Source organism: Mucilaginibacter sp. 5C4 (assembly GCF_034345625.1).
Classification (GTDB): domain Bacteria; phylum Bacteroidota; class Bacteroidia; order Sphingobacteriales; family Sphingobacteriaceae; genus Mucilaginibacter; species Mucilaginibacter aurantiaciroseus.
This window is the reverse complement of the sequence record NZ_CP133775.1, coordinates 3,317,092-3,343,110: the sequence shown is the minus strand read 5'-3', so window position 1 is coordinate 3,343,110 and position 26,019 is coordinate 3,317,092. Positions and strand designations below refer to the sequence as shown.

The window sequence follows — 26,019 nt, the reverse complement described above, 5'->3', positions numbered from 1 at the left end:
TGCGATAGCAATAATAACGATAGAAAACTGTCATGGTGAGCCTGTCAAGCCATTAGCAAGGTGTATGAGCCTTCGACAAGCTTAGACACACAACAAAGAGCTAAAACAACCCGTTCACTTCCCGCTCTATCTTCTCCACAATAGAGGCCATATCTTCGGTGTTGTTGGCAAAATCGAGATTGTCTTTATCCAGCACCAGCAGCTTGCCCAGCTTGTAGCCGTTAATCCACTTGTCGTATTTTTCATTCAGTTTGGATAGGTAGTCTATCCGGATGCCAATCTCGTACTCGCGGCCGCGGCGTTGGATGTTATTTACCAGGGTAGGGACAGATGCTTTAAGATATACCAGCAAGTCCGGTGGTTTGATAAACTCGGTGATGTTATCAAACATGCTTTGGTAGTTTTCGTAATCGCGGGTGGTCATCAAGCCCATATCGTGCAGGTTTTCTGCAAAAATGTAGGCATCCTCATATATGGTACGGTCCTGAATAATATCGCGGCCACCTTTTTGGATGTCTACGATCTGGCGGTAGCGGCTGTTCAGGAAATAGATCTGCAGGTTAAAGCTCCAGCGTTTCATTTCGTTATAAAAATCTTCCAGATAGGGGTTATTGTCAACCGCCTCGTAAAGGGGGTCCCATCCGTAATTTTTCGCTAACATCTCGGTAAGAGTAGTTTTACCGGCGCCTATATTTCCTACAATAGCTATGTGCATTTTCTAAAGATATAATTCAAAAGTTGAAAGTACAAATTAGCCCCACCTAAATCCTCCACGGTAGGGAGGACTTTTTGTTTAATTTTAAAGTCTCCCCTTCCGGGGGAGATTAGAGGGGGGCTCTAAAAATTCCTGAAACCGATAATTTCTCTTACTTCTTTAATGGTTTTGGCAGCACTTTCACGTGCCTTTGCAGCGCCGTAGCGGGCCACCTGCCTCAGCATTGGTGCATCATTAGCTATATCGGCAATTCTTTCGCGGATAGGCGTTGTGGCAATGATCATATCCTCAGCAAGCTGTTTTTTAAGGTCACCGTAACGGATAGCGCAGGTGTTGTACAGGTTATCGAAGTGCGCGATAGTGTCTGGTGTGGATACCACCTTCATCAGGTCGAACAGGTTTTGGATCTCCTGCGGCTTGGCTTGGTTATCTTCTGTCGGGCCGCTATCTGTAACGGAGCGCATTACTTTTTTGCGGATGGCCTCCGGCGTATCGCTCAGGAAAATGGCATTGCCTTCGCCTTCGCTTTTGCCCATTTTACCTTTACCGTCAAGCCCCGGTATTTTCACCAGGCTCTCGCCCATGCTAAACGCGTATGGCTCGGGGAAGTAATCATTATTATAAAGCCTGTTAAAGCGGTTGCCAAAGGTGCGCGACATTTCAAGGTGTTGCTCCTGGTCTTTACCCACGGGTACTTTTGTTGCTTTGTGGATCAATATATCGGCAGCCATTAAAACCGGGTAGGTTAAAAGGCCGGCGTTAACGTTATCGGGGTTGGCGCGTACTTTATCTTTAAAAGAGGTGCTGCGTTCCAACTCGCCCTGGTAAGCATTCATGTTTAAGTACAGGTACAGTTCGGTAACTTCCGGCACGTCGCTTTGTACGTAAATGGTGGCTTTTTCAGGGTCGATACCGGCCGCCAAATACTCTACCAAAACTTGCTTTACGTTGCCGTGCAGATTGGCAGGGGTAGGGTGCGTGGTTAACGAATGCAGGTCGGCTATAAAAAAATAGCATTTGTATTCACTCTGCATTTTAACGAAGTTTTGAATAGCCCCGTAGTAATTACCCAGGTGCAAATTTCCGGTAGAACGTATACCGCTAACAACAGTTTCCATATAGGGGGCGAAAGTAAGTATTTTTTGGCCTCACCCCAAACACCTCTCCCGGGGAGAGGGGCTTTTTTTAAAATAAGTATTCCCTATCGGGGAAGATTATTCACAGCGTGTTTGTCCTAATAGCGCCCATAAAGTCTCCACCGTTTAGCGGAGGCTAAAACGTCACTATTTTTTATATTTTTGACGGCGATGAAAATGATATTGAAGAAAGTGCACCTATACCTTTACCAGGGTAGCGTTGGGCTTTTCTATTTTCTGTTTTGGCCTTCACTATATTACTTTTCACGCAAAGCCGAAAGATACAAGAACATGAATGCCGTTCGCCGGGTGTGGGGGCTGGTGAGTTCGTTTTGTGTGGGAATAAGATATAATTACCAGTTCGAACAACCCATCGACTGGAGTAAAACATACATTGTTTGCCCCAACCATACGTCAAACCTTGATATCACCGCCCTTAGCATCCTCGTAAAAAGTAACTGCTGTTTTATGGGTAAAGAGGAATTAGTTAATGGTATAGTTACGCGCCTTTTCTTCCGTACGGTTGATATCCCGGTTAATCGCGAAAGCAAAATAGCATCCTTCCGTGCGTTTAAAGTGGCTATGGAGCGTTTGGGTAACGGCGTAACGGTGATCATCTTCCCCGAGGCAACCATACCGGACCGGTTCCCACCCCAACTGCATACTTTTAAAAACGGCCCGTTCCGGATGGCTATCGAGCTTAAAGTGCCCATCATCCCGGTAACATCATTAAATACCTGGAAGATTTTTTGGGACGATGGCAAGAAATATGGCAGCAAGCCAGGCGTATGTGATATATTTGTACATAAGCCGATTGAAACGGCGCACTTAACCATAGATGATGCCGATGCCCTGCGAGACGAGGTGCACGCCATTATCAGTAATAAAATTAACGAGCATGACCATAGACGAACAAACGGTTGATAAAATAGCCCACCTGGCCCGCCTTAAACTGGCCGACAGCGAAAAGCAGGACATGATCAAAGACATGAACAAGATACTGGGGTTTATGGATAAGCTGAACGAGGTAGATACCACCGGTGTTGAACCATTGGTGTACATGACCGCCGAACCAAACATACTGCGCGAAGATGTGGTAAAACAAGAAATCACCTCTGCAGAAGCACTCGAGAATGCCCCCGACCATGACGAAAGCCACTTTTTGGTGGAGAAGGTTATTAAGTAGAGCGGTATAAGATGAACAAAAAATCAATTAAGCCAGATTACAATCGTAAGTTAAATGATAAGGAGCAACGGATTTTTAAAAACCTTAAATCATCATTTAGTCAGATTGAATTACACACGGCAGGAAAAATTGATCTAAAGGATGCAAAAGAGTTGTTGAAAGACCTTTAATCTTGCCTCTTGCTCTTATAATCTTTTATCTTTCCCTGCTGTAACATTTCCTACCACTCTGCTGTCAAAGTAACAAAATACGGAACATGCCAATAGTTACCAAAAAGGAAGAGCCTCTTATTATAATTAAAGATATCGGTCGTAAATACGTTATTGGCTCGGAGATTATCCACGCGATAAAATCGGTAACCTTAAATATTAATAAAGGCGAATTTGTGGCGCTTATGGGTCCGTCGGGTTCAGGTAAATCAACCCTGATGAATATCTTGGGCTGTTTGGATACCCCCACCAAAGGCGAATATATCCTTAATGGCATCAACGTAAGCCACATGACGGATAATGACCTTGCCGAGGTTAGGAACACCGAGATTGGTTTCGTTTTCCAAACGTTTAACCTTTTACCGCGTAACAGCGCTTTAGATAATGTTGCCCTGCCATTGGTTTACGCTGGCATCAGCAAAGAAAAACGTAACGAACGTGCCCGCCTTGCCCTCGAAAATGTTGGCCTTGGCAATCGTACCGATCACAGGCCTAACGAATTATCGGGTGGGCAGCGCCAGCGTGTGGCCGTAGCCCGCGCGCTTATTAACGATCCCTCTATTATCCTTGCCGATGAGCCTACCGGTAACCTGGATACCAAAACATCTATAGAAATTATGGGCCTGCTGGAAGATATCCACGCTAAAGGCAACACCATTATACTGGTAACCCACGAGGAAGATATTGCCATGCACGCCCACCGTATTGTGCGCATGCGCGATGGCCTGGTAGAGAACGACTACCAGAACGAGAATATCCAAACTGTAAGCAGGCGCGTGCCGGAGAAAGTCGAAAAAGAAGGTATTGATTTAGGGAAATAATATTCAACCGCTTACAAATGCCTTTAAAAATCGATAAGTCAAATTACGAAACATATAAAAAGGTATTTGAAATACTTTGGCAGCATCAGTTAAAGATAATGCAATCTGAAGGCTTACCGACGGTTTTGATGTCGATGAGTTATCTCCAATAAAAGTTCTTAATAATTGGGAGGCTGAAAGCAAAACAATTGCCCTGAGAGGATTAAAGTCTGGATTGCCTGACGTAATTAGTGGTATAGGCAACAACTCATCTAGTGATGCTCAACGTTTGTTAGATGCTGAATTAAAAGCTGCCCAACTTCCAGGTTTCTTTGAAATTTATTTGAAGGTGAAAGAGGCTCTTCCAAAAGTACTGAAAAGGCAAAAAATTAATTCGATAGAAGAGTATTATGCAATAATAGAGATCGTATCTGATACCACGAATAACCTCACTCAAAACGATACTGATATTTTAAATAATGCTATAAGAGCATTTGAATTAAGTGCCAAACCAGATCCTAACAAAGTTTAAAACAAGACATCTTGGAAACGCTAAAAACAGGCAGGTTTTACGGCCAAACCAACCAAACCCTCCACCTGGATTTTGCAACCATTATCGATACCTAATACACCCATAATAAGGTAGACTGGCACTACCACGAAAACGCCTACTTTACCTTTATTTTAGATGGTAAAGTAACTGAGGGCAACAAAAAAGAAGTTTACAATTGCACCGCCGGCAGCCTGCTATTTCATAACTGGCAGGACCCGCATTATAACATTAAACCCAAAGGTTACACCCGCGGTTTCCACATCTAACTTCACGAGCAATGGTTTAACAGCCTCGAATTATACCGCGATAATTTGCAGGGTAGTTGCTTTGTGAATGGGAAAATGATGCGGCCAATATTTCCTGAAGGGCACCATACAGGCGGCAAAACTTACCGATAGCGATATGTTAAAAGAGTTGACGATAACATCAACAAGTAACCTAAGCATGCTGGCTTTTATGGGTAACTCTTTGACTAACTATCAGCACCAAATAGCGCCAAACCTTACGGTTGAGCAGCTTAACCAGGGCTATGCCCACCCACAGGTTGATAAAATGATGCAAAATTATATTCTACCGGCGGTATTAAAATAATGCCCGGATTAACACTTCAGTTCCGCCAGCCGCGCTACAAAATCGGCAAGGTAAAGGGTATGCTCGGGTGTTATGGGTTTGCGGTTGCCGATGATAAGGGTATGCTCGAAGATCTCCACCACAAAATCGGTTTCTTTGATAGCCATCATGGCATCTCTAAACTCTTGTGTAATGGCATACTCTGCCTTGCGTTTATCGTCGGTTAGTACGTAGTAACGGTCGCTAAAGGGCTTGTCCTCCTTAAAGTCGAGCTCTATCGGGAATATGATCTCGCGGATCTTATCGATGATGGTTTCGGTGCGGATAAAAACCCTGCCAAAATCGCGCTTTAAGTATGCGAGGGCCCAGGGTTGGTATTCGGTAATTAGGGTTTTGCGGCCTTTTGGAGGGGTATGCTCGGTATCCATATCCACAAACAGCAGGTAGCTATCACCGCAGGCATTTTTTATGGCGAAGGTATCGCGGATATTTACCGCTTTATGGTGATTTAATACCTCGAACTGCTCCAGCTGAAAATCGATAAATCCTGGTACTTCTACCCTAAATTGTTCTTTTAATACCTGGCTGGTGGCTTCAAAATCGTTGGTTTCGGTTGAAGATAGCCCGGTTGTGTCAAATAAAAATTTATCCATTCGTTACTATAAAAAAATCAGACTAAAGATAATATCAGATGTTACAGTTTGGTAACAAATTCATTATGAAACAGGCGGCAAATGAACAAAATGGCAAATTAAACGTATTTTGCATAACTAAACATTTTGTAAATAATATGAAAAAAATATTACTCCCGGTTATTGTGCTTTTGGCTGTTGCGCTTGTATTTCAATCGTGCAAAAAAAGCAAAATAGTTACAACAACGCGTGGCATTAACATCAGGGGGCTGCTTACATTAACAGGCAGCGGTAATACATTAGGCATAACCTCCAGCGCGGCTATGCAACTTGCTGCCGATGACGTTAATAAATACTTTGCAGATAAAGGCTATACCTATAGCATTGGTGTAAGCGTAGTAGATACCAGGCATTCTGCCGACCTGGCCGTTGCCCAGTTTAAAAATTCAAAAACCGATGGGGTTAGTTTTATTGTTGGCCCGCAAAGTAGTTCAGAACTGGCTGCCATAAAGCCCGAGGTAGATCAATCGAACATTATTGTGGTAAGCCAAAGCAGTACCGCGGGCAGCCTGGCTATCCCGGGTGATGCTATATTCCGTTTTTGCCCGGCAGATAAAATTGAAGGCACGGCAATGGCAAATACAATTTACAACAAAGGCCGCACGGCTTTGATAACGGTTGCGCAGGACGATGCCGGTAATAAAGGTTTGCAAACAGCTGTAGGTGCGGCATTTATTGCTAAAGGTGGTGTGGTTAGCGCTGCAACGCCATACGCCATAGATGCAGATTATGCCGCGGTTGTTGCCGATATTAAAACAAAAGTAGCGGCGTATACCGCAACTTATGGCGCCAGTAAAGTTGGCGTTTACCTGGCATCGTTTGATGAGGGTGTGAAAATAATGGAAAAGGCAGCTGCCGAACCTACGCTTACTGCAGTTAAGTGGTATGGTGGCGATGGCTCAGTATTAAGCGCTGCATTCACAACAAGTACTACAGCTGCTGATTTTGCAATCGCGACGGGCTTTTTTGCACCATCTGTTGGTTTACCTGCTGCTTTGGAGCCTCAGTACAAACCTATATCCGACAGGATAAAAGCAAAAACTAAATTAGATGCCGATGCTTTTGCATTGGCGGCTTACGATGCTGTATGGGCTATTGCTTACACTATCGAAGCTAATAATGGCGATTTAACTGACTTTGCCAAGCTGAAAACCAGCTTTATAGAGCAGGCCAATAAACACCAGGGCATTACCGGCAGCGAGGCCCTTGACGCTAACGGCGACCGTGCAAGCGGCATTTACGATTACTTTGGCATAACCAAAGGTGCTGATGGTAAATACAGCTGGGCCTTTATAGAAAAATCTGAATAAATAATAAATGCGGTGGGGACACCAAATTGCAGATAATAAAAAAGGGGAACCATTAAGCTTGGTTCACCTTTTTTGTTAATAGCTGCCAACTCAAGCGCCCACGCTTATCTTATTGACGTAAGCGTGGACCCTTGCAATTTATATTGTTCAAGCGTTGACTCTTGAACGGCGATGCTACTAATACTTATACGGTTCCATTTTGCCGCAGCTGCATGCGCAGTTATCATCGGTTACCCCCAATTTTTTAAGGAAGAACTGGTAAAAGCCAACACGGTCTTTCATGCTGTAGTTGTCTTCACCTTTATTACATTCCAACTCACCGTTAACAATAAGTATGGTCATGCCAAAACCTGGTGTGCGGCCTTTAGCTTTATCTACGGCGTTTGGCTGCCATTTACCTATCATTACATCATGTGCCGATGGTTTGTGGGTTTCGGGCGTCATCCAAAAATAGATAGCCGTTTTAAAGGCAACAACCGGGTCCGTTTCTATTAAGGCAGGGTTGTTAAGCAATACGTGCCTGTCGCCAAAAATACAATCTGATGCGTAGCCGTAGTTGCCGTTATAGCTAATCTGCATCGGCCCGCGGCCATAATATTTTTGCCCTTTAACGGGTGGGTACTCGTCGCTATCGCTAACATAATTTAACGAGGTGTTATTTTCGTGGATCAGCATTAGTCCATCCGTGTAACTTTCATTCTGTCCGTGGCGGGTTTCGTGTGCTATCTGGGCAAAAAAGGCTGCCAGTTCGCGTTTGTTACCTGCCGCGTCTTTCTCGGCACAAAAATTTCCATAATTTACGGTGTAAACACTATCGGGTTTCACTTTGGCCCAAGCTTCGTTCCAGTCGCCGTCCTGCCGCACGGTGGTGGCCTTGCCGGTGGTTTTATTGGTACGAATGAATTGGTATACCGATACCGCCCTGCGGGTAACCTGCACCTTTATTTGCGCCAGTTCGTTAACGGCCTGCACAAAGGCTTTGTAGGTATAAAATTTGTCGCGCTGGGGAAACAGGGCGTTGAACTGTTTTTCGGTTAAAAAGGTGGCAAAATCTGCCTTTGGTTTTGGCGCTTCGACAACGATTTTTTTTGCATTGCCGTTGCTGCATTTAAAGCTTAGTAATGAAACTGTAATTAAACAGATAAGCGACACTTTGGCCGATGATATTATGGGTTTCATAGTTTCTAAATAATATATTTGAACAATATAATACTGTACAAGTTTAGCACAATATGTTAAAACGCTGTTAAAATTGTTAAATTGCTATTGTAGTTATGAAGATATACACTAAAACAGGGGATAAGGGCTATACATCGTTAATTGGCGGTACCCGCGTGCCCAAGCACCACCTACGGATAGAAAGTTACGGAACGGTAGATGAACTGAACTCGTACATCGGCCTCATCCGCGACCAGCAAATTACCGACTACGATAAGGACATCCTGAAACAAATACAGGACAGGTTGTTCACCATAGGCTCATCATTGGCGGCTGATCCTGAAAAATCTAAAATGGTTATACCGGACCTTTACCCCGAAGATATTGAGCTGCTGGAGAAAGAAATGGACCGCATGAACGAGACCCTGCCCCAGCTGCGCCACTTTATTTTGCCGGGCGGTAATAATACCATATCTTACTGCCATATAGCGCGCTGCGTATGCCGCCGTGCCGAAAGGTTGAGCGTACATTTGGCCGAAGAAAGTACCGTGGATGAGAAAGTGAATATTTATCTGAACAGGTTGAGTGATTACTTGTTCACTTTAGCAAGGATGGTTGGATACGCTGATAAAATCCCTGAAAATCAATGGATCCCGCGTATGTAAAAAAAAACACAAAAAAATATTGATAATCATTTTAAAAATATTATACTTTTGCGAAAAAGCAAAATTTACCACTTTAACATAAAAACATGTATTGGACACTTGAATTAGCATCGCACCTTGAAGATGCGCCATGGCCTGCCACAAAAGACGAATTAATAGATTACGCCATACGTTCGGGAGCGCCTGTAGAGGTTATAGAGAACCTGCAGGCACTTGAAGATGATGGTGAACCGTATGAAAATATAGAGGAGATCTGGCCGGATTACCCTACCAAAGACGACTTCTTTTTTAACGAGGACGAGTACTAACGCGCCCCCGGTTAAGTAATTTAGAAGCCCTGCATGCAGGGCTTTTTTATTTATACCTCTTTTTTGGAATGATTTTAGTATAAGTGCTGTAAATACATTTACTTAAACTAGAAAAAACATTTTACCATGAGAAGCTTATTGTACCTTATCGCTGTAATCCTTGTAATAGCCTGGATCTTTGGAGCATTTATATCACCATTTGGTGGTAACATTATTCATGTTTTATTGGTTATAGCAATTATTGCTGTAATATTAGGCGTGATCAGGAGGGCTTAGTAAAAGCGATTAAAATATAAACCCGGTATATGCCGGGTTTTTTATGCCAAAACTTTTTATAATAACGTTGGTTTATTATTTACATCTATTTAAACATTAACTAAACACACAACACTATGAGAGGCTTATTGTACATCATCGCAGTTATTTTGGTAATAGGATGGATCTTCGGATTCTTTGTAAACCACGCGGGCGGCTTAATTCACATTTTACTGGTAATAGCAATTATCGCTTTATTACTTGGTGTAATAAGAAGGGCCTGATAATCTTATCAGATATATCTACAGCCACCATTCGTTATTAACGGATGGTGGCTTTTTTATTTATAAGTGCTTCTGCAATGGTAATATCCTCGGGGAAGGTAATTTTGATATTGCTGTAACTACCTTCTATCAGCGTTATGGCAACGCCGCTTTTTTCTACAACCGAGGCATCATCGGTAAAATTATCGGTGTATGGCTGCTCGTAAGCTTTCTTTAATAAAGCTAATTGAAACGTTTGCGGGGTTTGTACCAGGTAGATGTTATCACGGTTTAAGCTGGTAGATCTTCTATCAACCACCTGCCTTATCGAATCGCGGCTTTTTACGGCTGTTACAGCGGTGCCATCCTTAAAAGCGCATTGGTAGGCTTCGTCGATGATTGCAGCGCTTACAAGCGGCCGTACGGCATCATGCAAGGCAATCAGGGCATCCTTACCGTCAATTGTATCAATAGCATTTTTTACGGAATGGAACCGGGTCTCGCCACCGGTAATTACGGTATGGGGGATAGTGAAATTATGTTTGTTGCAAAGTTCGGCCCAAAGCCCGTGATAGCCTGCATGCAACGCTAAGATGATTTTTGGCGATGAATTGCTTTGCTGAAACGCCCTGATGGTATGCATCAAAACCGGCTCGCCACAAAGCTCAATAAATTGTTTGGGCAATACCGACTGCATCCTGCTGCCCGAACCACCAGCGACGATGACTGCATAGGTAGATTTGAGATATGAGATGTGAGAGTTGAGACCGGGCATGTGCAATTATTGATAAACCAAAGCTATAAAACAAAAATGAGATATGGACTTCCGTCTCATATCTCATTTTCTTATCCGGATAAATTGATTTTAATCTCAAATCTCTTATCTAACGTCTCAGATCTAATTTTATATAATCAGCATCGCGTCGCCGTAGCTGTAGAAACGGTATTTTTCTTTAACCGCTACTTCGTAGGCGTTCATTACATGGTCGTAACCGCCAAATGCTGCAACCATCATCAACAAAGTTGATTCGGGTGTGTGGAAGTTGGTGATCATGGTATTTGCGATACTAAATTCGTACGGCGGGAAAATGAATTTGCTGGTCCAGTCGTTTGCGGGTTTCAAGATCTTACCTGCAGATACTGCCGATTCAACTGCACGCATAGATGTTGTACCAACCGCGCAAATCCGTTTTTTTCTTTCGATACCACGGTTAACTATCCTTGCTTGTTTATCTTCAATAATGAATTGCTCAGAATCCATTTTGTGTTTGGTCAGATCCTCCACCTCAACCGGGCGGAAGGTGCCTAAACCAACGTGCAGGGTAACCTCGGCAAATTCAACACCTTTTAATTCAAGGCGTTTCATTAGCTCGCGGCTAAAGTGTAAGCCGGCAGTAGGGGCTGCAACAGCTCCTTCGTGCTTGGCAAATATGGTTTGGTAGCGCTCTTTATCTTCGGCAGTAGCCTTGCGTTTTATGTATTTTGGAAGTGGTGTTTCACCCAGAATCTCCACATTGCGGCGAAACTCTTCATCGGTACCGTCAAAAAGGAAACGGATGGTACGGCCACGTGATGTGGTGTTATCTACAACTTCGGCAATAAGCAGGTCGTCGTCGCCAAAGTAAAGTTTGTTACCAACGCGTATTTTACGGGCGGGGTCAACTAATACATCCCAAAGGCGTAATTCTTTATTTAATTCGCGAAGCAAAAATACTTCGATGGTAGCGCCGGTTTTTTCTTTGTTACCATACATACGCGCCGGGAATACTTTGGTGTTGTTCAGGATCATTACATCCTGGTCATCAAAATAATCCAATACATCCTTAAATATTTTATGCTCAATTTTACCAGAATCGCGGTGTAGGACCATCAAACGGGATTCGTCGCGGATATCTGACGGAGAATGAGCAATTAACGATTCGGGTAAATTGAATTTAAATTGAGATAATTTCATGCTTATATATATGAATTTTCAGGGCGCAAATGTACGGAATATTTGTTATTTTCCACGCTTTTTTTGATACGGCTACATAGTTAATAGTAAAAGTGAAAATTACTGTAACTTAAATAGTTTAACACCGTCTAACAAATACTGTTTTAAACAAGGCGAATCAATCACCCGGTTACATCAAAATAACGATATGATATTACTTAAACTTATCCGCGAAAGTTTTTTGTTTGCGTACGATGCGCTTAGGCAAAACAAGCTGCGTACCATGCTATCATTATTGGGCGTAACCATTGGTATTTTTACCATTATAGCGGTATTTTCGGCAGTTGACACGTTGCGGAACAACCTGCAAAAAAGCGTTAATAAGCTGGGCAGTAACAGTATTTATGTGCAAAAATGGCCATGGGTAGGGGAGGATAACTTCCCTTGGTGGAAATATATGCAGCGCCCGGTACCTAAGCTGCGAGATTTTGACCAGTTAAGCCGCCGTAGCCAAACTGCAAAAGCCCTTTCTTACGAAATTAGCATTGATAACCGCACCGTCAAATACCTAAGTAATACGGTTGATGGCGCGCAGATAGATGCCGTATCTCACGATCATGATAAAACATGGAATTTTGATTTTCAGGATGGCAGGTACTTTACCGATATCGAATCGCGCACGGGCGCACCGGTTACCATTATTGGCGCTGATATTGCCGACGCGCTTTTCCCGGGAGGTACGGGTGTGGGCAAGCAAATAAAAATTATGGGCCGTAAGGTTACCATTATTGGTGTTTTTGCCAAAGAGGGTAAAGATATATTAGGCATCACCAGCGATAACCAGATCTTGCTGCCGCTTAACTTCGCCAAAAACGTTATCGACATTGAGAACGAGAAATATAACCCGCAGATAGTTGTGCGTGGCCAGGATAACCTGAGCGATATAGAGGTAGAAAGTGAAGTACGCGGTTTGATGCGTTCTATCCACAGTATCCGCCCCGGTGGCGAGGATGATTTTTCGTTAAATAAATCAACCATCCTTACCAACCAGCTCGACCAGTTATTTGGTATTGTAAATGTAGCCGGCGCCATCATTGGTGGTTTCTCCATACTGGTAGGTGGTTTTGGTATAGCCAACATCATGTTTGTATCGGTTAAAGAGCGTACCAATATCATCGGCATCCAAAAGTCATTAGGGGCTAAAAATTACTTTATCCTGCTTCAATTTTTGATAGAAGCCATATCATTATGCCTGATGGGAGGGGTTATAGGCCTGTTGCTGGTGTATTTGGGTACCCTCGGCGTTAAGGCAGCATCCGGTATTGAAGTGGTGCTTGATATGGGCAACATCATATTTGGTATCGGTATCTCGGTTGCCATCGGTATGATATCTGGCATCGTTCCCGCCTGGTTTGCTTCAAGGCTTGACCCGGTAGAGGCGATAAGGACAAATTAAAGTTACAGGGCTCTTGTTTTGAATGAGTGAAGTATCTGATCTGCACTATGTTTAACAGGGTGAAAAACTAATATAAACAAAGAGAGACGCGAAGTATCGCGTCTCTCTTTATATCTTTTGATTCAGCCTGTTAAGCCGATATCGCGTTAATGATATCGTACTGGGTGATGATCTCTATTTTACCATTATCATCCTCAACCAATACGGCAATATTATCCTTATTGATCATGCCCGAAATTTTATCGATAGAAGTATTCAGGTCGATAAAAGGGAATGGCGCGGTTGAGATATTTTTAACGGGTTGCGATTTGATGCCCGGGTTCTCTATCAGCGAATCCAGTATATCGCTTTCGGTAATTTTGCCGATCACCATACCTTTTTGGGTAACCGGGATCTGGCTGATGTTAAGTGATTTGATGGTATTGATAGCCTCCAAAACAGTTTTTTCGCAATCGATGGTAACGATCTCCTGATTTTCCTTTTTGCTGATGATGTGGCGTGCGGTTAGCTTTTCTTCTTTGATAAAGCCGCGGTCGCGCAACCAATCGTCGTTATACATTTTGCCCAGGTAACGGGTACCATGATCAGGGAAGATGATCACAACTACATCACCCTCTTTAAACATGTCCTTCATCTGCAATAATCCCGCGACAGCAGAACCGGTTGAGTTACCTGCAAAAATGCCTTCTTTGCGGGCAATTTCGCGGGTCATCAGGGCAGCATCTTTATCGCTTACTTTTTCGAAGTGGTCTATCAGGCTAAAATCAACATTCTGCGGCAGGAAATCTTCGCCAATACCTTCGGTGATATAAGGGTAGATTTCGTTCTTATCAAACTCGCCTGTTTCCTTGTATTTTTTAAATACCGAGCCATAGGTATCGATACCTAAAACCTTGATAGCAGGGTTCTTTTCTTTGAGGTAACGGGCCGTACCACTAATGGTTCCGCCGGTACCAACACCTGCAATAAGGTGGGTTATTTTACCTTCGGTTTGTTCCCATATCTCGGGCCCGGTGCTTTCATAATGCGCCTGCGAATTACTCGGGTTATCGTACTGGTTTGGTTTCCATGAATTAGGTACCTCGCGCTCCAAACGGGATGATACCGAATAATAAGATCTTGGATCTTCCGGCTCTACATTGGTGGGGCAAACAATGACCTCGGCACCGAAAGCGCGCAGGGCATCAAACTTTTCTTTGGATTGTTTATCGGTACTGGTAAAAATACATTTATAGCCTTTTATTACCGCCGCGATAGCCAGACCCATACCGGTATTGCCCGATGTACCTTCGATTATAGTACCGCCGGGTTTAAGTTTACCGCTTTTCTCGGCGTCTTCTATCATTTTAAGGGCCATACGGTCCTTAATAGAGTTGCCGGGGTTGGTTGTTTCTATTTTAGCTAAAACGGTAGCAGGGATGTCCTTTGCTATCTTATTAAGCTTAACCATCGGCGTGTTGCCTACAGTTTCGAGTATATTGTTGTACCACATATTATAAAATCTACTAACCTGTGTACTTAACAGGATAGGCGCCAAAATTAGCAATTAATGGTGAATAGTGAGTGGTTGATTAAGTGAGTATTTGACATAGATTTCAAAAAGGTTCAAACCACTCACCATTCACTAACCCCTAAAACTTCAGGTGCTTAACCGTCAAGCCACCGTTTATCAGTTGCTTTAACGATTCGATACCTACCCGCAGGTGGGTTTCTACGTATTGGGTAGTTACGTTGCTGTCGCTTTCGGCGGTCTTTACGCCCTCCGGGATCATCGGCTGATCTGATACCAGCAGTAATGCTCCGGTCGGGATCTTGTTGGCGAAGCCGGTGGTAAAGATGGTTGCTGTTTCCATATCTACCGCCATGGCGCGCAGGCTTTTTAAATACTTTTTAAACTCTTTATCATGCTCCCAAACGCGACGGTTGGTGGTGTAACAGGTGCCAGTCCAATAATCACGTGCCTGGTCGCGAATGGTGGTGGAAATTGCCTTTTGAAGGGCAAATGCAGGTAGTGCAGGTACTTCTGCAGGTAAATAATCGTTTGATGTACCCTCGCCCCTTATAGCGGCTATTGGCAGGATCAGATCGCCTACGTTATTCTTCTTTTTTAAGCCGCCGCACTTGCCTAAAAATATTACCGCTTTAGGGTGAATAGCTGTAAGAAGATCCATTACCGTGGCGGCTACCGAGCTCCCCATTCCAAAGTTGATAATAGTGATACCATCGGCTGTTACGCTTTGCATTGGTTTATCTAAGCCCATAATAGGCTCATTATTATGCCATTCAGAAAACAGATGTAGGTATTTGGAGAAATTGGTCAGGATGATATATTCGCCAAAGGCATCAAGCGGGCGGCCGGTATATCGCGGCAGCCAGTTGGCCACTATGGCTTCTTTAGTTTTTAAGCCCGATTTTACCGGGGTTGAAACTTCTTTAATTTTCTTTGCGGGGTTTGTGTTGTCGTCTTTTTTTACGTCTAATTCTTCGTTCATCTTTTTTTCCTCTTTTTTGTGTGTATGTGTATATAATTTAAGGTTATAAAACCTTTTTATACAGCAAACCCCGGTGGATATCACCAGGGTTAGTGTGTAATGTACGAAAATAATCTTATACTATCAAATTAATGTTAAGCTACCTTTAACTTTTTAAGGTCGCTCTTCTCAAATTTGTCTCTCGCGTACGCTAAAGTTACGTTCAAACGCTTCACATCTTTTTTGGACGGGAATTCGAACATCGCATCAATCATGATAGCCTCACATATCGAGCGTAAGCCACGCGCGCCAAGTTTAAACTCCATTGCCTTATCAACAATAAAATCAAGCACATCAGTATCAAAATCAAGCTTTACACCTTCATATTCAAACAGTTTTTTGTACTGTTTAAGTAACGAGTTTTTAGGCTCGGTCAGGATATTATGCAATGCTTCGCGGTCAAGCGGGTTCAGGTAAGTTAATATCGGTAAACGGCCTATTAGCTCGGGTATTAAACCAAACGATTTCAGATCCTGCGGAGTAATGTACTTGTACAGGTTCTTCATATCAATCTCGCTGTCGTCGCGTTTCATTTTGTAACCAACTGTTTGGGTACGCAAGCGGTTAGCTATCTTTTTCTCGATGCTATCAAAAGCGCCACCGCAAATGAACAAGATGTTATTGGTATTTACCGTTATCATTTTTTGATCCGGGTGCTTACGGCCACCTTGTGGTGGTACGTTGACCATTGTACCCTCCAAGATCTTCAATAAAGCCTGTTGCACACCTTCGCCGCTTACATCGCGGGTGATGGATGCGTTATCGCTTTTGCGGGCAATTTTATCAACCTCATCAATATATACTATACCACGCTCGGCAGTATTCACGTCGTAATCTGCCGACTGCAGTAAACGGGTAAGAATACTTTCCACGTCCTCGCCTACGTAACCAGCCTCTGTTAATACCGTAGCATCACAAATACAAAACGGAACATTAAGCACTTTAGCAAGCGTTTTAGCCAGCAGAGTTTTACCTGTACCGGTTTCGCCCACCATAATGATGTTCGATTTTTCGATCTCTACCTCATCCTTATCAATACGCTGGTTTAACCTTTTGTAGTGGTTATATACAGCTACCGACAATACCTTTTTGGCATCGTCCTGGCCTATGATGTATTGGTCGAGGTGGGCTTTTATTTCGGCTGGTTTAAGCATAGAAGGTATTGCCGGTGCCGCTTTTACTTTGCGCACCTTTAATTCTTCTGCCAGTATCTCGTTTGCCTGGTCTACACATTTATCACAAATGTGTGCGTCCAAACCGGCAATCAGCATCAGGGAATCCTGCTTGCCGGCGCCACAAAACGAGCACCTGATCTCCTTGCTGTTCTTATTCATCTTTTGTATACTTTATTCAAAAATAGGAATTTGGCTTCGTATAAACCAATTTTAAGTAAGTAATGATCAAGCTGATTGTTTGACTGGTATAGTACCTTCCGTAAACTCAGCCTGATCAATTATCACTACTAATAAATTTATTTTGCTTTTGTTTTATTCCCTTTTAATATTTCGTCTATCATACCAAATTCTTTGGCTTCTTCGGCAATCATCCAATAATCACGATCTGATGCCGCGTAAACTTTGTCGTATGATGCACCGCTGTGGTCAGCAATGATCTGGTATAATTCTTTTTTCAATTTTGTGATCTCGTGGTAAGAGATCTCTATGTCAGATTGCTGGCCCTGTGCACCGCCTGATGGCTGGTGGATCATTACCCGTGAGTGTGGTAACGCGGCACGTTTGCCTTCTGCACCGGCGCATAATAATACCGCACCCATTGATGCTGCCATACCTGTACAGATAGTAGCTACATCGTTTGAGATCAATTGCATAGTATCATAAATACCTAAACCTGCATAAACCGAACCACCCGGTGAGTTAATGTAAAGCTGGATATCGCGTTTTGCATCGGCAGATTGCAGGAATAACAATTGTGCCTGGATAACGTTAGCGTTTTGGTCGTAAATAGGGTCGCCCAGGAAAATGATACGGTCCATCATTAAACGCGAAAACACGTCTAACTGCGAAATATTTAACTGGCGCTCTTCTATAATATAAGGCGTATAACCCATTGGCGGGGTTACAATACCTGTTGGCATACTGTTACGGTTTACACCGCCAATAAACCTGTCTACATAAGTACTGCTGATACGGTGATGTTTAACAGCATATTTTCTGAATTCGTTTTTATCTGGATTACTGTTCATGTGTATGTTATTTTAGTTGTTGTAGAGCGGGCGCTTACCCGCAATAAATATAGTTTTTAGTTGAATAGATTTTATACTATTTAGTTTTTTGAAAGTAAAAAAAAGTAGCCCCACCAGCCCCCTTTAAGTCTCCCCCGGAAGGCGAGACTTAAAAAAATCTTAAGCCCTCCCTTCCGGGGAGGGTTTGGGTGGGGCTGTCGGGGCTGCTCTTATAGCACAAAAGCACTTGCTGTTGGGCAAATGCTTTTGGTAAATTATGTTATTTGAACTTTACTGTTTATGCAGTAAGCTTGTTAAAATCAGAGAACAGGATCTCTTTATTATCAAGCGTAATAACACTCTTAATGTAATCAAACACCTTAAGCGCTTTTACTTGCTCAAATACCTTGTTAGCATTTTCTTTATTTTGAAGGTATTGTACAGTGTACTGGCCTAACTGCTCTTCTGTTAATGCCTGTGGGCTGTACATACGGAACTGCTGGTCTAAACTGCCTTTTGCAAATTCAAACACTTCCTCGTATTTAATATCGATGTTGTTTTCCTTCATCAATTTATTTTCGATAAGTGTCCATTTAAGGTTTTTTGCAAAATCGTTGTAACCACCTTCCAGTTCTTCCTCGGTAAGCTTTTCGTTTGTAGCTTTTAACCAACGTTTTAAAAATGCATCAGGTAGTTCAAAATCTACTTTACCAACGCTGTAACTGTAAATTTCGTCCTGCAGTTTGCGGTCAGCATCCTGGGTCATCATCATTTCTAACTCTTCGGTAATTTTAGCTTTGAAACCTGCTTCGTCGGTAACAACACCTTCACCAAATATTTTATCAAAGAACTCCTGGTTCAAATCGCCTTCTTCTAAACGGTTAACATTTTTTACCGTTAGTTTAAAGTTCGATTTTAAGTCAGCTGCTTCATCTTCTTCAATTTTTAATAAACCGGCAACCTTAGCTGCATCGTTATCAAAAGCCGCGTTGATGTCAAATACCAGCTCGTCGCCTTTTTTCAAACCTAATAGAGATTTTTTGATTTTCTCATCCTTGATCTGGTCTAAACGTACAGATGCGATATTGCTTACACCTCCTTCAAAAACAGAACCATCCGGAGAAAGTTGCGTTAATTCAGAATAAAGCACGTCATCATCTGCCGATACGTCAGGATTTGTCATTTTGCCATAGCTACGGCGAATGTTTTTGATACGTGATGCTAAAGTCTCGTCATCAACTTTAATTACGTAATGCTGTAATTTATCTTTCGATGAAAAATCGATATCAAACTGTGGGGCCAAACCAACTTCGTAGTTAAACTCAAAGTTATCGGCAAAATCCCAGTTGTATTCTTTACTGTCGTCAACTTTTGGTAAAGGCTGGCCTAATACTTCAAGTTTTTCTTCGTCTAAATATTTATTTAAAGTATCAGATAGCATGTTGTTGATCTCATCAACCAAAATGCTTTTACCGTACATTTTTTTTATGTGACCAACCGGAACCATACCCGGGCGGAAGCCTGGTAATTTCGCTTTCTTAGCCTGGTCTTTCATTGCTTTTTCAACACGTGGCTGGTAATCTTCCGGGTGGATGTTGATCTTAACAACTGTATTCAGGTTATCAATTTTTTCCTGTGATATATTCATCTTTTTTACCTGGTATTAATTTAATCTTTTTTGAAAATATAGCCCTGTGGCTGCACAAAATTCGAGGCGCAAAAGTATAAATTTATTTTGAATTTAGTTATGCATTTGGCTTGGCTTTGAAATTTAACCACCCTGTTGTTTACTGGTTTAAGCTTTTTAAGATAAACGCCCAATGTACTATGGATTTTAAAATTGCACTAAAACAACAATGGCGGCTAAAAGCCGCCATTGTTTAAAAACAGTATATAAATTATATTTTTTTAGTCGATCTTTTTAACAGACGACGCGCCCGATTGATCGTTGTTTACTTTTGATGGGTTACCGCGGTATTGGATGTCGCTCGAGCCGCTGGTATGTACATCCAACTCGTTCAAAACATTTATTTTACATTCGCTTGCGCCCGATGTGCTGATCTTGTATTTACCTACTACAAAGTCAAGGGCTTCAACTTTACCGGATCCGCTCATATCAATATCATTTGATGCCGCCTGGCCTTTCAGATAGATCTCGCTTGAGCCGCTTGCACCTGTACGCACTTTGCCGGCGTTAAGGTCAAGGTCAATTTTTGTTGAGCCCGATAGATCGATACTCAAATCTTTTACGTTTAAGCGACCGTCAGATCTTACCTCAACAGCGCCCGATGCACCAATCTCTTCCAGGTTTTTAACACCTATTACCAATACGCTTTCGCCGCTTGGGCAAATGTTACGGCGACTGTGTACTTTTAGGGTACCGCCTTCCACTGTTGTTTCTACATATTTAAACAAGTTATCATCTATGCTAATGGAGATAGATTCGGTACTATCCTGTTTTAAGGTAACTTTGTAACCGCCGGAGATATCTATTTTGGTGAAACCTTTCATTTTACGGGTTTCGGTACGTACGTTACCGGTACCTTTTATACACCTGAACCTGCGGCACGATGAGAACAAGGTGATAGATACAGCTGCTACCAGCAGCACTATTTTAAAGTTTAAGTTTTTCATGTTTTGTTAGTTTAGTATTTGGACGATGGTTTATGGGTTGAAGTTACACTAAAAGTAAAAAAGCCGCTGATTAATCTAACGGCTTTTAATATATGATGGACTTTTGTAAAGTAGGTCTGATTATAAAACTGCTATTTCGTTTTGTTTTGCTTTGGCAATTGCCGGCCCTGTGGTTTGTGCGGTAGTATTAACGGCTACAAAATTTTTGTGGCTAACGTTTGCAGGGTGTGAGCAGGTTAAGTTGTAGTTGTTGATGTTACCTGTTAAACTTACTTTGGCATCATCGTTAACGTTTACTGTTGCTTTGTAGGCTTCTACATTTAAATCGGCAGTTGCGGTGTTGTATAAGTTAACTTCAAGGTCTAATTTTTCTAATTTACCAAATGATCTTACTTCAGCATTATCATAAGCGTTGATGGTTTGTAAGTCTGCTGCGGTTACCCAAACCACTAATTTTTGGTTTTTGTAAGATGAGATTCTTAACACGCCATTTTTGCTTTGTACCAAAGCGCTTTCTGAGTAGTATTTGTTGTAAACCTTAACCTGGTCGGTAGCGCCGTCAGATACATAAAGCTCAACATTTCCGTGGATTTCTATCTTGTTGATCTTGCTTATATTGGTTAATACAGTTGCTGCTTCTTCATTGGTATTATTAACGCTTGCATAAGTGTTTGTTGTGGTTACCACTGCCATAATCATTACGGCTACCATGGTGAAGATTGTTGTTTTCATTTTATTAATATTTTGATTATGAATACTATAAGTTGTGTTATTAAATACACCTATATGACGAACGTGCGAAAGAAACGTTACAGCCATTTTGGGTGTATTAGATACAGTGCGGGTTTCTATCGGTAAACGCTAGAAAACTGTCGGTGAAAGGGAGAGGGGATTTTGATGGAAGAGGTTAGGAAGCAAGAGCCAAGACAGGGTGTCATTAGTTTTTTCATGCTGAACGTATGAAGTATCTATTACACCATATGATTCGTCGCTTTACGAGTTTACTTACCACTGCCTCCCTTTCTGCTGCGCAAAGAGGGGGTGATTTATTTATAACAATGTGCGTTACCCCTTTGCGCAGTAGAAAGGGTCGACTAGCGAAGCGTAGTCGGGGTGAGTAAACTCTTAGCGTGCCAAATCATCTATAAACAAAAAAGCCACCGCTTATAGCGATGGCTTCCTAAATATATGTTGAACTTTTGCAAAAGTAATGCTTACAGTACGGCTAACTCAGATACATCAGCCTTAACAAATTTGTTTGTTACTGTTTTGCTACGGTTAGCAGCAGCCAGGTTAGTATGGTTTACAGTTGCAGACTGGTCTTGTACAAGGCTGTAGTTGTTAACGGTGCCACTGATATTTGCTTTAGCACGGTCATTTACGTTGATGCTTGCTTTGTAAGCGTCAAGGTTCAAATCGGCAGATGAGTTGTTGTTCAGCGTTACGTTGATATCCAATTTATCAAGACTACCGAATGATTTTACGGTTGAGTTGTCGTTGGCAACAATTGATTGCAGGTCGGCAGCTTTTACCCAAACCACTAGTTTTTTATCAGTGTATGATGAGATACGCAATGTACCGTTCTGGCTTTGTACCAATGCGCTTTCTGCGTAGTATTTATTGTAAACCTTCACTTCATCCGCGTTGCCGTCAGATACGAACAGTTCAACGTTTCCGTGTAATTCTATTTTGTTGATCTTGCTAACATTTGTAAGTACTGTACTTACTTCTTCGTTGTTGTTATTTGTAACAGATGCAAAGGTTGATGTTACTGTACCTAATGCTAAAGTGAAGATGGTTGCTATGGTTAAAACTGAATTTTTCATTTTATTATTGTTTTGAGTGTGAGTGTGTTAATTATTTTCTTGTTTTTAAATACACCAATATGACGTCACCACTTTCAAAACGTTACAGCCATTTTGGCTCTAATAGATGTACGGGCAGTTTATGTCGGTAAACGGACTGTTTGTGACGGTGAAATGGTAAAGTTTTTTGAGGCGGGTGTAACAGCAGCGGGGATATAGCGGATTGAAAAGGAAAACCTTATTAAAAACGCGTCATTAATGATGACGGGGAATCCCTCTACAAATAATAATTTCCGCCATCTGTTTTAACTTTGCCTGCATCAAGCAGCAGGCGGATGGTTTCGATGCGTTCTTTTTCGGTGCCGAGCTTTAGGGAGGTGATCAACTCGTCTATAGTATAGGTGTCGGTGCTTAGCAGTTGCACTATCTCATTGGTGATGTCATCGAAGATCTCGTCGGCGTTTTTTTGTCGGCGTTCTTCCAGGCAAATATCGCAAACGCCACATTTGTGTGCGTTTTGCTCATCAAAATAATTCAAAAGCATCTGGCTTCGGCAACGTTTATGCTCGGCGTAGGCAAAAACAGCTATCATTTTCTGGCGATAGGTTTCTTTCCGCTGGTCTATAAACACTTTATTAATATATAGGTTATTGGCATGCTGCCTTGGCTTAAGCCAGGTTATCTGTGGTTTATCGGTTTGCGGCAGGTAGCTTAACAGGTTAAAATCCTGTAATTGCTTTAGTCCATCTATCACCTGCTGGGTGTTCATGCCGGTACGTTTGGCTACATCGTATTCCTTTATGCGCACATAGTTTTCAAACGAACCACCGTAAGAGCGCAACAAAGTTTTAACAAACGGGTCCCACCCCGGGTTCTGGATCTGGAAATTATAAAGCTCTTCATTCAAAACCTCAAATTTAAATCGCGACGGTAAGAACACACTTTCGTTAAAGGCGAGGTACTCATCCTGCTCCAAAAACTTGAGGGCATTGATGGTTTTAATAGCATCCAGTTGAAAACGACTGCAAAACTCGCCCAAGTCAAGGTCAAAGCTGGTGCCTTCCCCTGCATCATAGGCTATCTGGCAATAATTCGCCAAAAAATGATAGATCTGTTTTATCTCATCAATAGATGGAAAGTTCTGGATAAAGCGCTTCTCCTGCCTTAGCCTGTCGGTTGGGTTGTATAATAAGATACCGTAAGCACGTTTTTCGTCGCGTCCTCCTCTGCCTGCTTCCTGATAGTAGGCTTCCAGGCTCTCGGGCATGTCTTTATGAATTACAAACCTAACGTCCGGTTTATCTATCCCCATCCCGAATGCATTGGTGGCCACAATTATTCGGGTACGGTTATTTTTCCAGGCTTCCTGCTTTGCCGAACGTTCTTCTGTTGGGAGGCCTGCATGGTAATAATCGGCACTAATGTTATGTTGATTATAGTGCTTGGCTATTTCAAAGGTTTCCTTGCGGCTACGCACATATACTATACCGCTGCCGCTGATGCCGTGGGCAACATCCAATAGTTTGCGCAATTTATCTTCAGTGTTTTGTACCACATACCGCAAATTCTTGCGTTCGAAACTTTGCTGGTAAACAATGCCATCTTTAAAAAGAAGCTTGTCCTGTATATCATCGCGTACTTCGGCAGTTGCGGTAGCGGTAAGGGCAAGTACAGGTACATTGGGGTGCAGTTCCCGCAGGTCGGACAGGTGCAGGTACGACGGGCGGAAATCGTAGCCCCATTGCGAAATACAGTGTGCCTCATCAACCGCGAACAGGTTTACCTTCATGTACTTGATCCGCTCGCGCACCAGGTCAGACAATAAACGCTCGGGCGATAGGTACAAAAACTTCACCGGGCCGTAAACGCAGTTATCTAAAGCGATATCCACCTCACGTTTACCCATGCCCGATACAATATATATCGCCTCGATACCTTTGGTCTTCAGATTCTCGACCTGGTCTTTCATCAGGGCAATAAGCGGGGATACCACAATACAGATTCCCTCCATAGCCATAGCCGGCACCTGGAAACATACCGATTTACCACCACCTGTAGGCAGCAAAGCCAACGTATCCCTGCCTTGCAATACGGATGTGATGATCTCCTCCTGCAACGGCCGGAAGCTGTCATGTTCCCAATATTGTTTAAGTAGTTCGCGTGGTGTCATCGTTTTACAAAAAAAGCCCGTCGTTCGGCGGGCTTGTAGCTTCACCTAAATCCTCGCCAAAGGAGAGGATTTAGGTGAAGCTATTATATTTTACTCCCTCTCGTTGGGGAGGGCTGGGGTTAGGCTTTTAATTACCTGTTTTTTATATCAGTATAATCTTTATTGGTTTCACCAACATAGATTTGGCGTGGGCGGCCGATAGGCTCCTTGTTCGCTTTCATTTCTTTCCATTGGGCAATCCATCCCGGCAGGCGGCCTAAGGCAAAAAGCACGGTAAACATTTCTGTAGGGAAACCAAGCGCGGTATAAATAATACCCGAGTAAAAATCTACATTAGGGTAAAGCTTACGCTCAACAAAGTAAGGGTCGCTTAAAGCAACTTCTTCCAGTTTTTTGGCTATCTCTAAAGTTTCGTCGTTGATGCCTAATTTCTCCAGGATATCATAGCAGGCCTTTTTAATGATCTTAGCGCGCGGGTCGAAGTTTTTGTACACACGGTGGCCAAAACCCATTAATCGAAAAGGATCGTTCTTATCTTTTGCTTTGGCAACCCATTTATCAACGTCGCCGCCGTCTTCTTTAATTTTTTGAAGCATTTCTACCACAGCCTGGTTTGCACCGCCATGAAGCGGGCCCCAAAGTGCCGAGATCCCTGCAGATATAGAAGCATAAAGGTTAGCATCTGATGAACCAACGATACGCACGGTAGATGTAGAGCAGTTTTGCTCATGATCTGCATGCAGTATCAGTAATTTATTCATCGCGCTTACTACAACAGGGTCAATTTCGGTATCCTCGGTACGCTGGCCAAAGGTCATGTGCAGAAAGTTTGTCACATAATCCATTTTATTGCGCGGGTAAATAACCGGGTGCCCTAACGATTTTTTATAGATCCAAGATACTATCGTGCTCATTTTAGCAATAAGCTTAATGATCTCGATGTTGATCTCTTCGGCAGACAGGCCTTGTTTTAACGATGCAGGGTTAAATGCAGCCAAAGCGCCAATTAACGATGACAGCTGACCCATTGGGTGCGAACCCGAAGGGAAACCATCGAAGAACTTTTTCATATCCTCGTGTACAAGGGTATGGTGGCTTATTTCAAACTCGAAAGATTGCAATTGGTCTGTAGTTGGCAGTTGACCGTATATCAACAAATAAGCAACCTCAATAAAGGTCGATTTTTCGGCAAGTTGCTCAATTGGGTAACCGCGATATTTTAATATACCTACTTCGCCATCTAAAAAAGTGATGGCACTTTTGGTGGCACCTGTATTTTTGTAACCAATATCTAAGGTAACATAACCGGTTAGGTCGCGCAGTTTAGAAATATCAATAGCCTTTTCGCCTTCGGTACCTTCTATCACCGGCAAATCGTATGTTTTATCACCAATTTTTAATTGTGCAGTTTCAGACATAGAAAAAATATGTATTTGCAACAAATGTAAATAAATCTGCGTATTAATGGCCTGTAAGATATATTTACTC

28 protein-coding genes are annotated in these 26,019 nt (G+C 42.6%); 12 read left to right on the top strand and 16 right to left on the bottom strand.

What is annotated here, in order from left to right; translation table 11 throughout:
• Positions 1-100 precede the first annotated feature (100 nt).
• Positions 101-715 carry a deoxynucleoside kinase gene (locus RHM67_RS15745; protein WP_322227836.1) on the bottom strand — a complete coding sequence of 205 codons (615 nt, stop codon included), beginning with the start codon at positions 713-715 and terminating at the stop codon, positions 101-103.
• Between the two features lie 122 nt (positions 716-837).
• Positions 838-1,833 (bottom strand): tryptophan--tRNA ligase, encoded by a 996-nt coding sequence (gene trpS / locus RHM67_RS15740; RefSeq protein WP_322227834.1) that lies wholly within the window; start codon positions 1,831-1,833, stop codon positions 838-840.
• 189 nt (positions 1,834-2,022) lie between these two features.
• On the opposite strand from trpS, the gene RHM67_RS15735 reads away from it, so the two are divergent.
• The 6 genes from RHM67_RS15735 (at position 2,023) to RHM67_RS15710 (ending at position 5,190) form a co-directional block, all read left to right on the top strand.
• On the top strand, positions 2,023-2,775 hold the full coding sequence (locus tag RHM67_RS15735) for a lysophospholipid acyltransferase family protein (protein ID WP_322227831.1): 753 nt from the start codon (positions 2,023-2,025) through the stop codon (positions 2,773-2,775).
• A complete protein-coding gene (gene gatC / locus RHM67_RS15730) occupies positions 2,750-3,037 on the top strand; it encodes an Asp-tRNA(Asn)/Glu-tRNA(Gln) amidotransferase subunit GatC (RefSeq protein ID WP_322227830.1) in 288 nt (95 codons plus the stop codon). Before RHM67_RS15735 ends, gatC begins: the two co-directional genes overlap by 26 nt.
• A gap of 11 nt (positions 3,038-3,048) precedes the next feature.
• Positions 3,049-3,207, top strand: coding sequence for a hypothetical protein (locus RHM67_RS15725; protein ID WP_322227829.1), 159 nt, complete (start codon positions 3,049-3,051; stop codon positions 3,205-3,207).
• Between the two features lie 86 nt (positions 3,208-3,293).
• On the top strand, positions 3,294-4,067 hold the full coding sequence (locus tag RHM67_RS15720; protein WP_322227828.1) for an ABC transporter ATP-binding protein: 774 nt from the start codon (positions 3,294-3,296) through the stop codon (positions 4,065-4,067).
• A 214-nt stretch (positions 4,068-4,281) separates the two neighbouring features.
• Positions 4,282-4,578: a hypothetical protein gene (locus RHM67_RS15715; RefSeq protein ID WP_322227826.1), complete on the top strand. Its 297-nt coding sequence runs from the start codon at positions 4,282-4,284 to the stop codon at positions 4,576-4,578.
• 423 nt (positions 4,579-5,001) lie between these two features.
• The gene (locus tag RHM67_RS15710; protein WP_322227825.1) at positions 5,002-5,190 is read left to right on the top strand and encodes a hypothetical protein; all 189 of its coding nucleotides are present in this window, start codon (positions 5,002-5,004) and stop codon (positions 5,188-5,190) included.
• An 8-nt stretch (positions 5,191-5,198) separates the two neighbouring features.
• Here RHM67_RS15710 and RHM67_RS15705 read toward each other — a convergent pair whose 3' ends face one another.
• The gene (locus RHM67_RS15705; protein ID WP_322227824.1) at positions 5,199-5,822 is read right to left on the bottom strand and encodes a hypothetical protein; all 624 of its coding nucleotides are present in this window, start codon (positions 5,820-5,822) and stop codon (positions 5,199-5,201) included.
• 137 nt (positions 5,823-5,959) lie between these two features.
• Here RHM67_RS15705 and RHM67_RS15700 point away from each other — a divergent pair, with 137 nt between their 5' ends.
• Positions 5,960-7,171 carry an ABC transporter substrate-binding protein gene (locus tag RHM67_RS15700; protein ID WP_322227822.1) on the top strand — a complete coding sequence of 404 codons (1,212 nt, stop codon included), beginning with the start codon at positions 5,960-5,962 and terminating at the stop codon, positions 7,169-7,171.
• Between the two features lie 177 nt (positions 7,172-7,348).
• Here RHM67_RS15700 and RHM67_RS15695 read toward each other — a convergent pair whose 3' ends face one another.
• Entirely contained in the window at positions 7,349-8,350 is a 1,002-nt protein-coding gene (locus RHM67_RS15695) for a chitinase (protein ID WP_322227820.1), read from the bottom strand.
• Between the two features lie 95 nt (positions 8,351-8,445).
• On the opposite strand from RHM67_RS15695, the gene RHM67_RS15690 reads away from it, so the two are divergent.
• The 4 genes from RHM67_RS15690 (at position 8,446) to RHM67_RS15675 (ending at position 9,841) form a co-directional block, all read left to right on the top strand.
• On the top strand, positions 8,446-8,994 hold the full coding sequence (locus RHM67_RS15690) for a cob(I)yrinic acid a,c-diamide adenosyltransferase (RefSeq protein WP_322227819.1): 549 nt from the start codon (positions 8,446-8,448) through the stop codon (positions 8,992-8,994).
• A gap of 86 nt (positions 8,995-9,080) precedes the next feature.
• A complete protein-coding gene (locus tag RHM67_RS15685) occupies positions 9,081-9,302 on the top strand; it encodes a DUF2795 domain-containing protein (protein WP_002996718.1) in 222 nt (73 codons plus the stop codon).
• Positions 9,303-9,428: 126 nt separating this feature from the next.
• Positions 9,429-9,578, top strand: a complete 150-nt coding sequence (locus RHM67_RS15680; protein ID WP_322227803.1) for a lmo0937 family membrane protein — start codon at positions 9,429-9,431, stop codon at positions 9,576-9,578.
• Between the two features lie 116 nt (positions 9,579-9,694).
• On the top strand, positions 9,695-9,841 hold the full coding sequence (locus tag RHM67_RS15675) for a lmo0937 family membrane protein (protein ID WP_252756446.1): 147 nt from the start codon (positions 9,695-9,697) through the stop codon (positions 9,839-9,841).
• A gap of 37 nt (positions 9,842-9,878) precedes the next feature.
• Here RHM67_RS15675 and RHM67_RS15670 read toward each other — a convergent pair whose 3' ends face one another.
• Both RHM67_RS15670 and queA read right to left on the bottom strand, forming a co-directional pair.
• The gene (locus tag RHM67_RS15670) at positions 9,879-10,595 is read right to left on the bottom strand and encodes a 2-C-methyl-D-erythritol 4-phosphate cytidylyltransferase (protein WP_322227802.1); all 717 of its coding nucleotides are present in this window, start codon (positions 10,593-10,595) and stop codon (positions 9,879-9,881) included.
• Positions 10,596-10,724: 129 nt separating this feature from the next.
• Positions 10,725-11,774, bottom strand: coding sequence for a tRNA preQ1(34) S-adenosylmethionine ribosyltransferase-isomerase QueA (gene queA, locus RHM67_RS15665; RefSeq protein WP_129878109.1), 1,050 nt, complete (start codon positions 11,772-11,774; stop codon positions 10,725-10,727).
• 187 nt (positions 11,775-11,961) lie between these two features.
• Between queA and RHM67_RS15660 the strand changes: the two genes are divergently transcribed.
• Entirely contained in the window at positions 11,962-13,209 is a 1,248-nt protein-coding gene (locus RHM67_RS15660; protein WP_322227799.1) for an ABC transporter permease, read from the top strand.
• A 130-nt stretch (positions 13,210-13,339) separates the two neighbouring features.
• Here the strand turns inward: RHM67_RS15660 and RHM67_RS15655 are convergent, their stop codons facing one another.
• The 10 genes from RHM67_RS15655 to RHM67_RS15610 all read right to left on the bottom strand — a co-directional run bounded on the left by RHM67_RS15655 (position 13,340) and on the right by RHM67_RS15610 (position 25,949).
• Positions 13,340-14,701, bottom strand: coding sequence for a pyridoxal-phosphate dependent enzyme (locus RHM67_RS15655; RefSeq protein ID WP_322227798.1), 1,362 nt, complete (start codon positions 14,699-14,701; stop codon positions 13,340-13,342).
• Positions 14,702-14,840: 139 nt separating this feature from the next.
• A complete protein-coding gene (locus tag RHM67_RS15650) occupies positions 14,841-15,701 on the bottom strand; it encodes an AMP nucleosidase (RefSeq protein ID WP_322227797.1) in 861 nt (286 codons plus the stop codon).
• 134 nt (positions 15,702-15,835) lie between these two features.
• Positions 15,836-17,074: an ATP-dependent Clp protease ATP-binding subunit ClpX gene (clpX, locus tag RHM67_RS15645; RefSeq protein WP_322227796.1), complete on the bottom strand. Its 1,239-nt coding sequence runs from the start codon at positions 17,072-17,074 to the stop codon at positions 15,836-15,838.
• Between the two features lie 137 nt (positions 17,075-17,211).
• Positions 17,212-17,943: an ATP-dependent Clp protease proteolytic subunit gene (locus RHM67_RS15640; protein ID WP_322227795.1), complete on the bottom strand. Its 732-nt coding sequence runs from the start codon at positions 17,941-17,943 to the stop codon at positions 17,212-17,214.
• A gap of 277 nt (positions 17,944-18,220) precedes the next feature.
• Complete coding sequence (tig, locus tag RHM67_RS15635; RefSeq protein WP_322227794.1) at positions 18,221-19,570, bottom strand: trigger factor; 1,350 nt, start codon at positions 19,568-19,570, stop codon at positions 18,221-18,223.
• A gap of 260 nt (positions 19,571-19,830) precedes the next feature.
• Positions 19,831-20,556: a head GIN domain-containing protein gene (locus RHM67_RS15630; protein WP_322227792.1), complete on the bottom strand. Its 726-nt coding sequence runs from the start codon at positions 20,554-20,556 to the stop codon at positions 19,831-19,833.
• 120 nt (positions 20,557-20,676) lie between these two features.
• Complete coding sequence (locus tag RHM67_RS15625) at positions 20,677-21,288, bottom strand: GIN domain-containing protein (protein WP_322227790.1); 612 nt, start codon at positions 21,286-21,288, stop codon at positions 20,677-20,679.
• A 482-nt stretch (positions 21,289-21,770) separates the two neighbouring features.
• A complete protein-coding gene (locus tag RHM67_RS15620) occupies positions 21,771-22,382 on the bottom strand; it encodes a GIN domain-containing protein (RefSeq protein ID WP_322227788.1) in 612 nt (203 codons plus the stop codon).
• 256 nt (positions 22,383-22,638) lie between these two features.
• Complete coding sequence (locus tag RHM67_RS15615) at positions 22,639-24,531, bottom strand: ATP-dependent DNA helicase RecQ (protein WP_322227787.1); 1,893 nt, start codon at positions 24,529-24,531, stop codon at positions 22,639-22,641.
• A gap of 131 nt (positions 24,532-24,662) precedes the next feature.
• On the bottom strand, positions 24,663-25,949 hold the full coding sequence (locus tag RHM67_RS15610) for a citrate synthase (protein ID WP_322227786.1): 1,287 nt from the start codon (positions 25,947-25,949) through the stop codon (positions 24,663-24,665).
• Between the last annotated feature and the right edge of the window lie 70 nt (positions 25,950-26,019).

Coding starts and splice junctions, on each gene's coding strand:
- RHM67_RS15705 (WP_322227824.1), bottom strand. CDS start 5,822: ATGGATAAATTTTTATTTGACACAACCGGGCTATCTTCAACCGAAACC.
- clpX (WP_322227796.1), bottom strand. CDS start 17,074: ATGAATAAGAACAGCAAGGAGATCAGGTGCTCGTTTTGTGGCGCCGGC.
- RHM67_RS15680 (WP_322227803.1), top strand. CDS start 9,429: ATGAGAAGCTTATTGTACCTTATCGCTGTAATCCTTGTAATAGCCTGG.
- RHM67_RS15735 (WP_322227831.1), top strand. CDS start 2,023: ATGAAAATGATATTGAAGAAAGTGCACCTATACCTTTACCAGGGTAGC.
- RHM67_RS15615 (WP_322227787.1), bottom strand. CDS start 24,531: ATGACACCACGCGAACTACTTAAACAATATTGGGAACATGACAGCTTC.
- queA (WP_129878109.1), bottom strand. CDS start 11,774: ATGAAATTATCTCAATTTAAATTCAATTTACCCGAATCGTTAATTGCT.
- RHM67_RS15720 (WP_322227828.1), top strand. CDS start 3,294: ATGCCAATAGTTACCAAAAAGGAAGAGCCTCTTATTATAATTAAAGAT.
- RHM67_RS15690 (WP_322227819.1), top strand. CDS start 8,446: ATGAAGATATACACTAAAACAGGGGATAAGGGCTATACATCGTTAATT.
- RHM67_RS15640 (WP_322227795.1), bottom strand. CDS start 17,943: ATGAACAGTAATCCAGATAAAAACGAATTCAGAAAATATGCTGTTAAA.
- RHM67_RS15650 (WP_322227797.1), bottom strand. CDS start 15,701: ATGAACGAAGAATTAGACGTAAAAAAAGACGACAACACAAACCCCGCA.
- RHM67_RS15630 (WP_322227792.1), bottom strand. CDS start 20,556: ATGAAAAACTTAAACTTTAAAATAGTGCTGCTGGTAGCAGCTGTATCT.
- RHM67_RS15625 (WP_322227790.1), bottom strand. CDS start 21,288: ATGAAAACAACAATCTTCACCATGGTAGCCGTAATGATTATGGCAGTG.
- RHM67_RS15675 (WP_252756446.1), top strand. CDS start 9,695: ATGAGAGGCTTATTGTACATCATCGCAGTTATTTTGGTAATAGGATGG.
- RHM67_RS15685 (WP_002996718.1), top strand. CDS start 9,081: ATGTATTGGACACTTGAATTAGCATCGCACCTTGAAGATGCGCCATGG.
- RHM67_RS15710 (WP_322227825.1), top strand. CDS start 5,002: ATGTTAAAAGAGTTGACGATAACATCAACAAGTAACCTAAGCATGCTG.
- RHM67_RS15700 (WP_322227822.1), top strand. CDS start 5,960: ATGAAAAAAATATTACTCCCGGTTATTGTGCTTTTGGCTGTTGCGCTT.
- RHM67_RS15660 (WP_322227799.1), top strand. CDS start 11,962: ATGATATTACTTAAACTTATCCGCGAAAGTTTTTTGTTTGCGTACGAT.
- RHM67_RS15695 (WP_322227820.1), bottom strand. CDS start 8,350: ATGAAACCCATAATATCATCGGCCAAAGTGTCGCTTATCTGTTTAATT.
- RHM67_RS15670 (WP_322227802.1), bottom strand. CDS start 10,595: ATGCCCGGTCTCAACTCTCACATCTCATATCTCAAATCTACCTATGCA.
- RHM67_RS15610 (WP_322227786.1), bottom strand. CDS start 25,949: ATGTCTGAAACTGCACAATTAAAAATTGGTGATAAAACATACGATTTG.
- RHM67_RS15620 (WP_322227788.1), bottom strand. CDS start 22,382: ATGAAAAATTCAGTTTTAACCATAGCAACCATCTTCACTTTAGCATTA.
- RHM67_RS15725 (WP_322227829.1), top strand. CDS start 3,049: ATGAACAAAAAATCAATTAAGCCAGATTACAATCGTAAGTTAAATGAT.
- RHM67_RS15655 (WP_322227798.1), bottom strand. CDS start 14,701: ATGTGGTACAACAATATACTCGAAACTGTAGGCAACACGCCGATGGTT.
- RHM67_RS15745 (WP_322227836.1), bottom strand. CDS start 715: ATGCACATAGCTATTGTAGGAAATATAGGCGCCGGTAAAACTACTCTT.
- tig (WP_322227794.1), bottom strand. CDS start 19,570: ATGAATATATCACAGGAAAAAATTGATAACCTGAATACAGTTGTTAAG.
- gatC (WP_322227830.1), top strand. CDS start 2,750: ATGACCATAGACGAACAAACGGTTGATAAAATAGCCCACCTGGCCCGC.
- trpS (WP_322227834.1), bottom strand. CDS start 1,833: ATGGAAACTGTTGTTAGCGGTATACGTTCTACCGGAAATTTGCACCTG.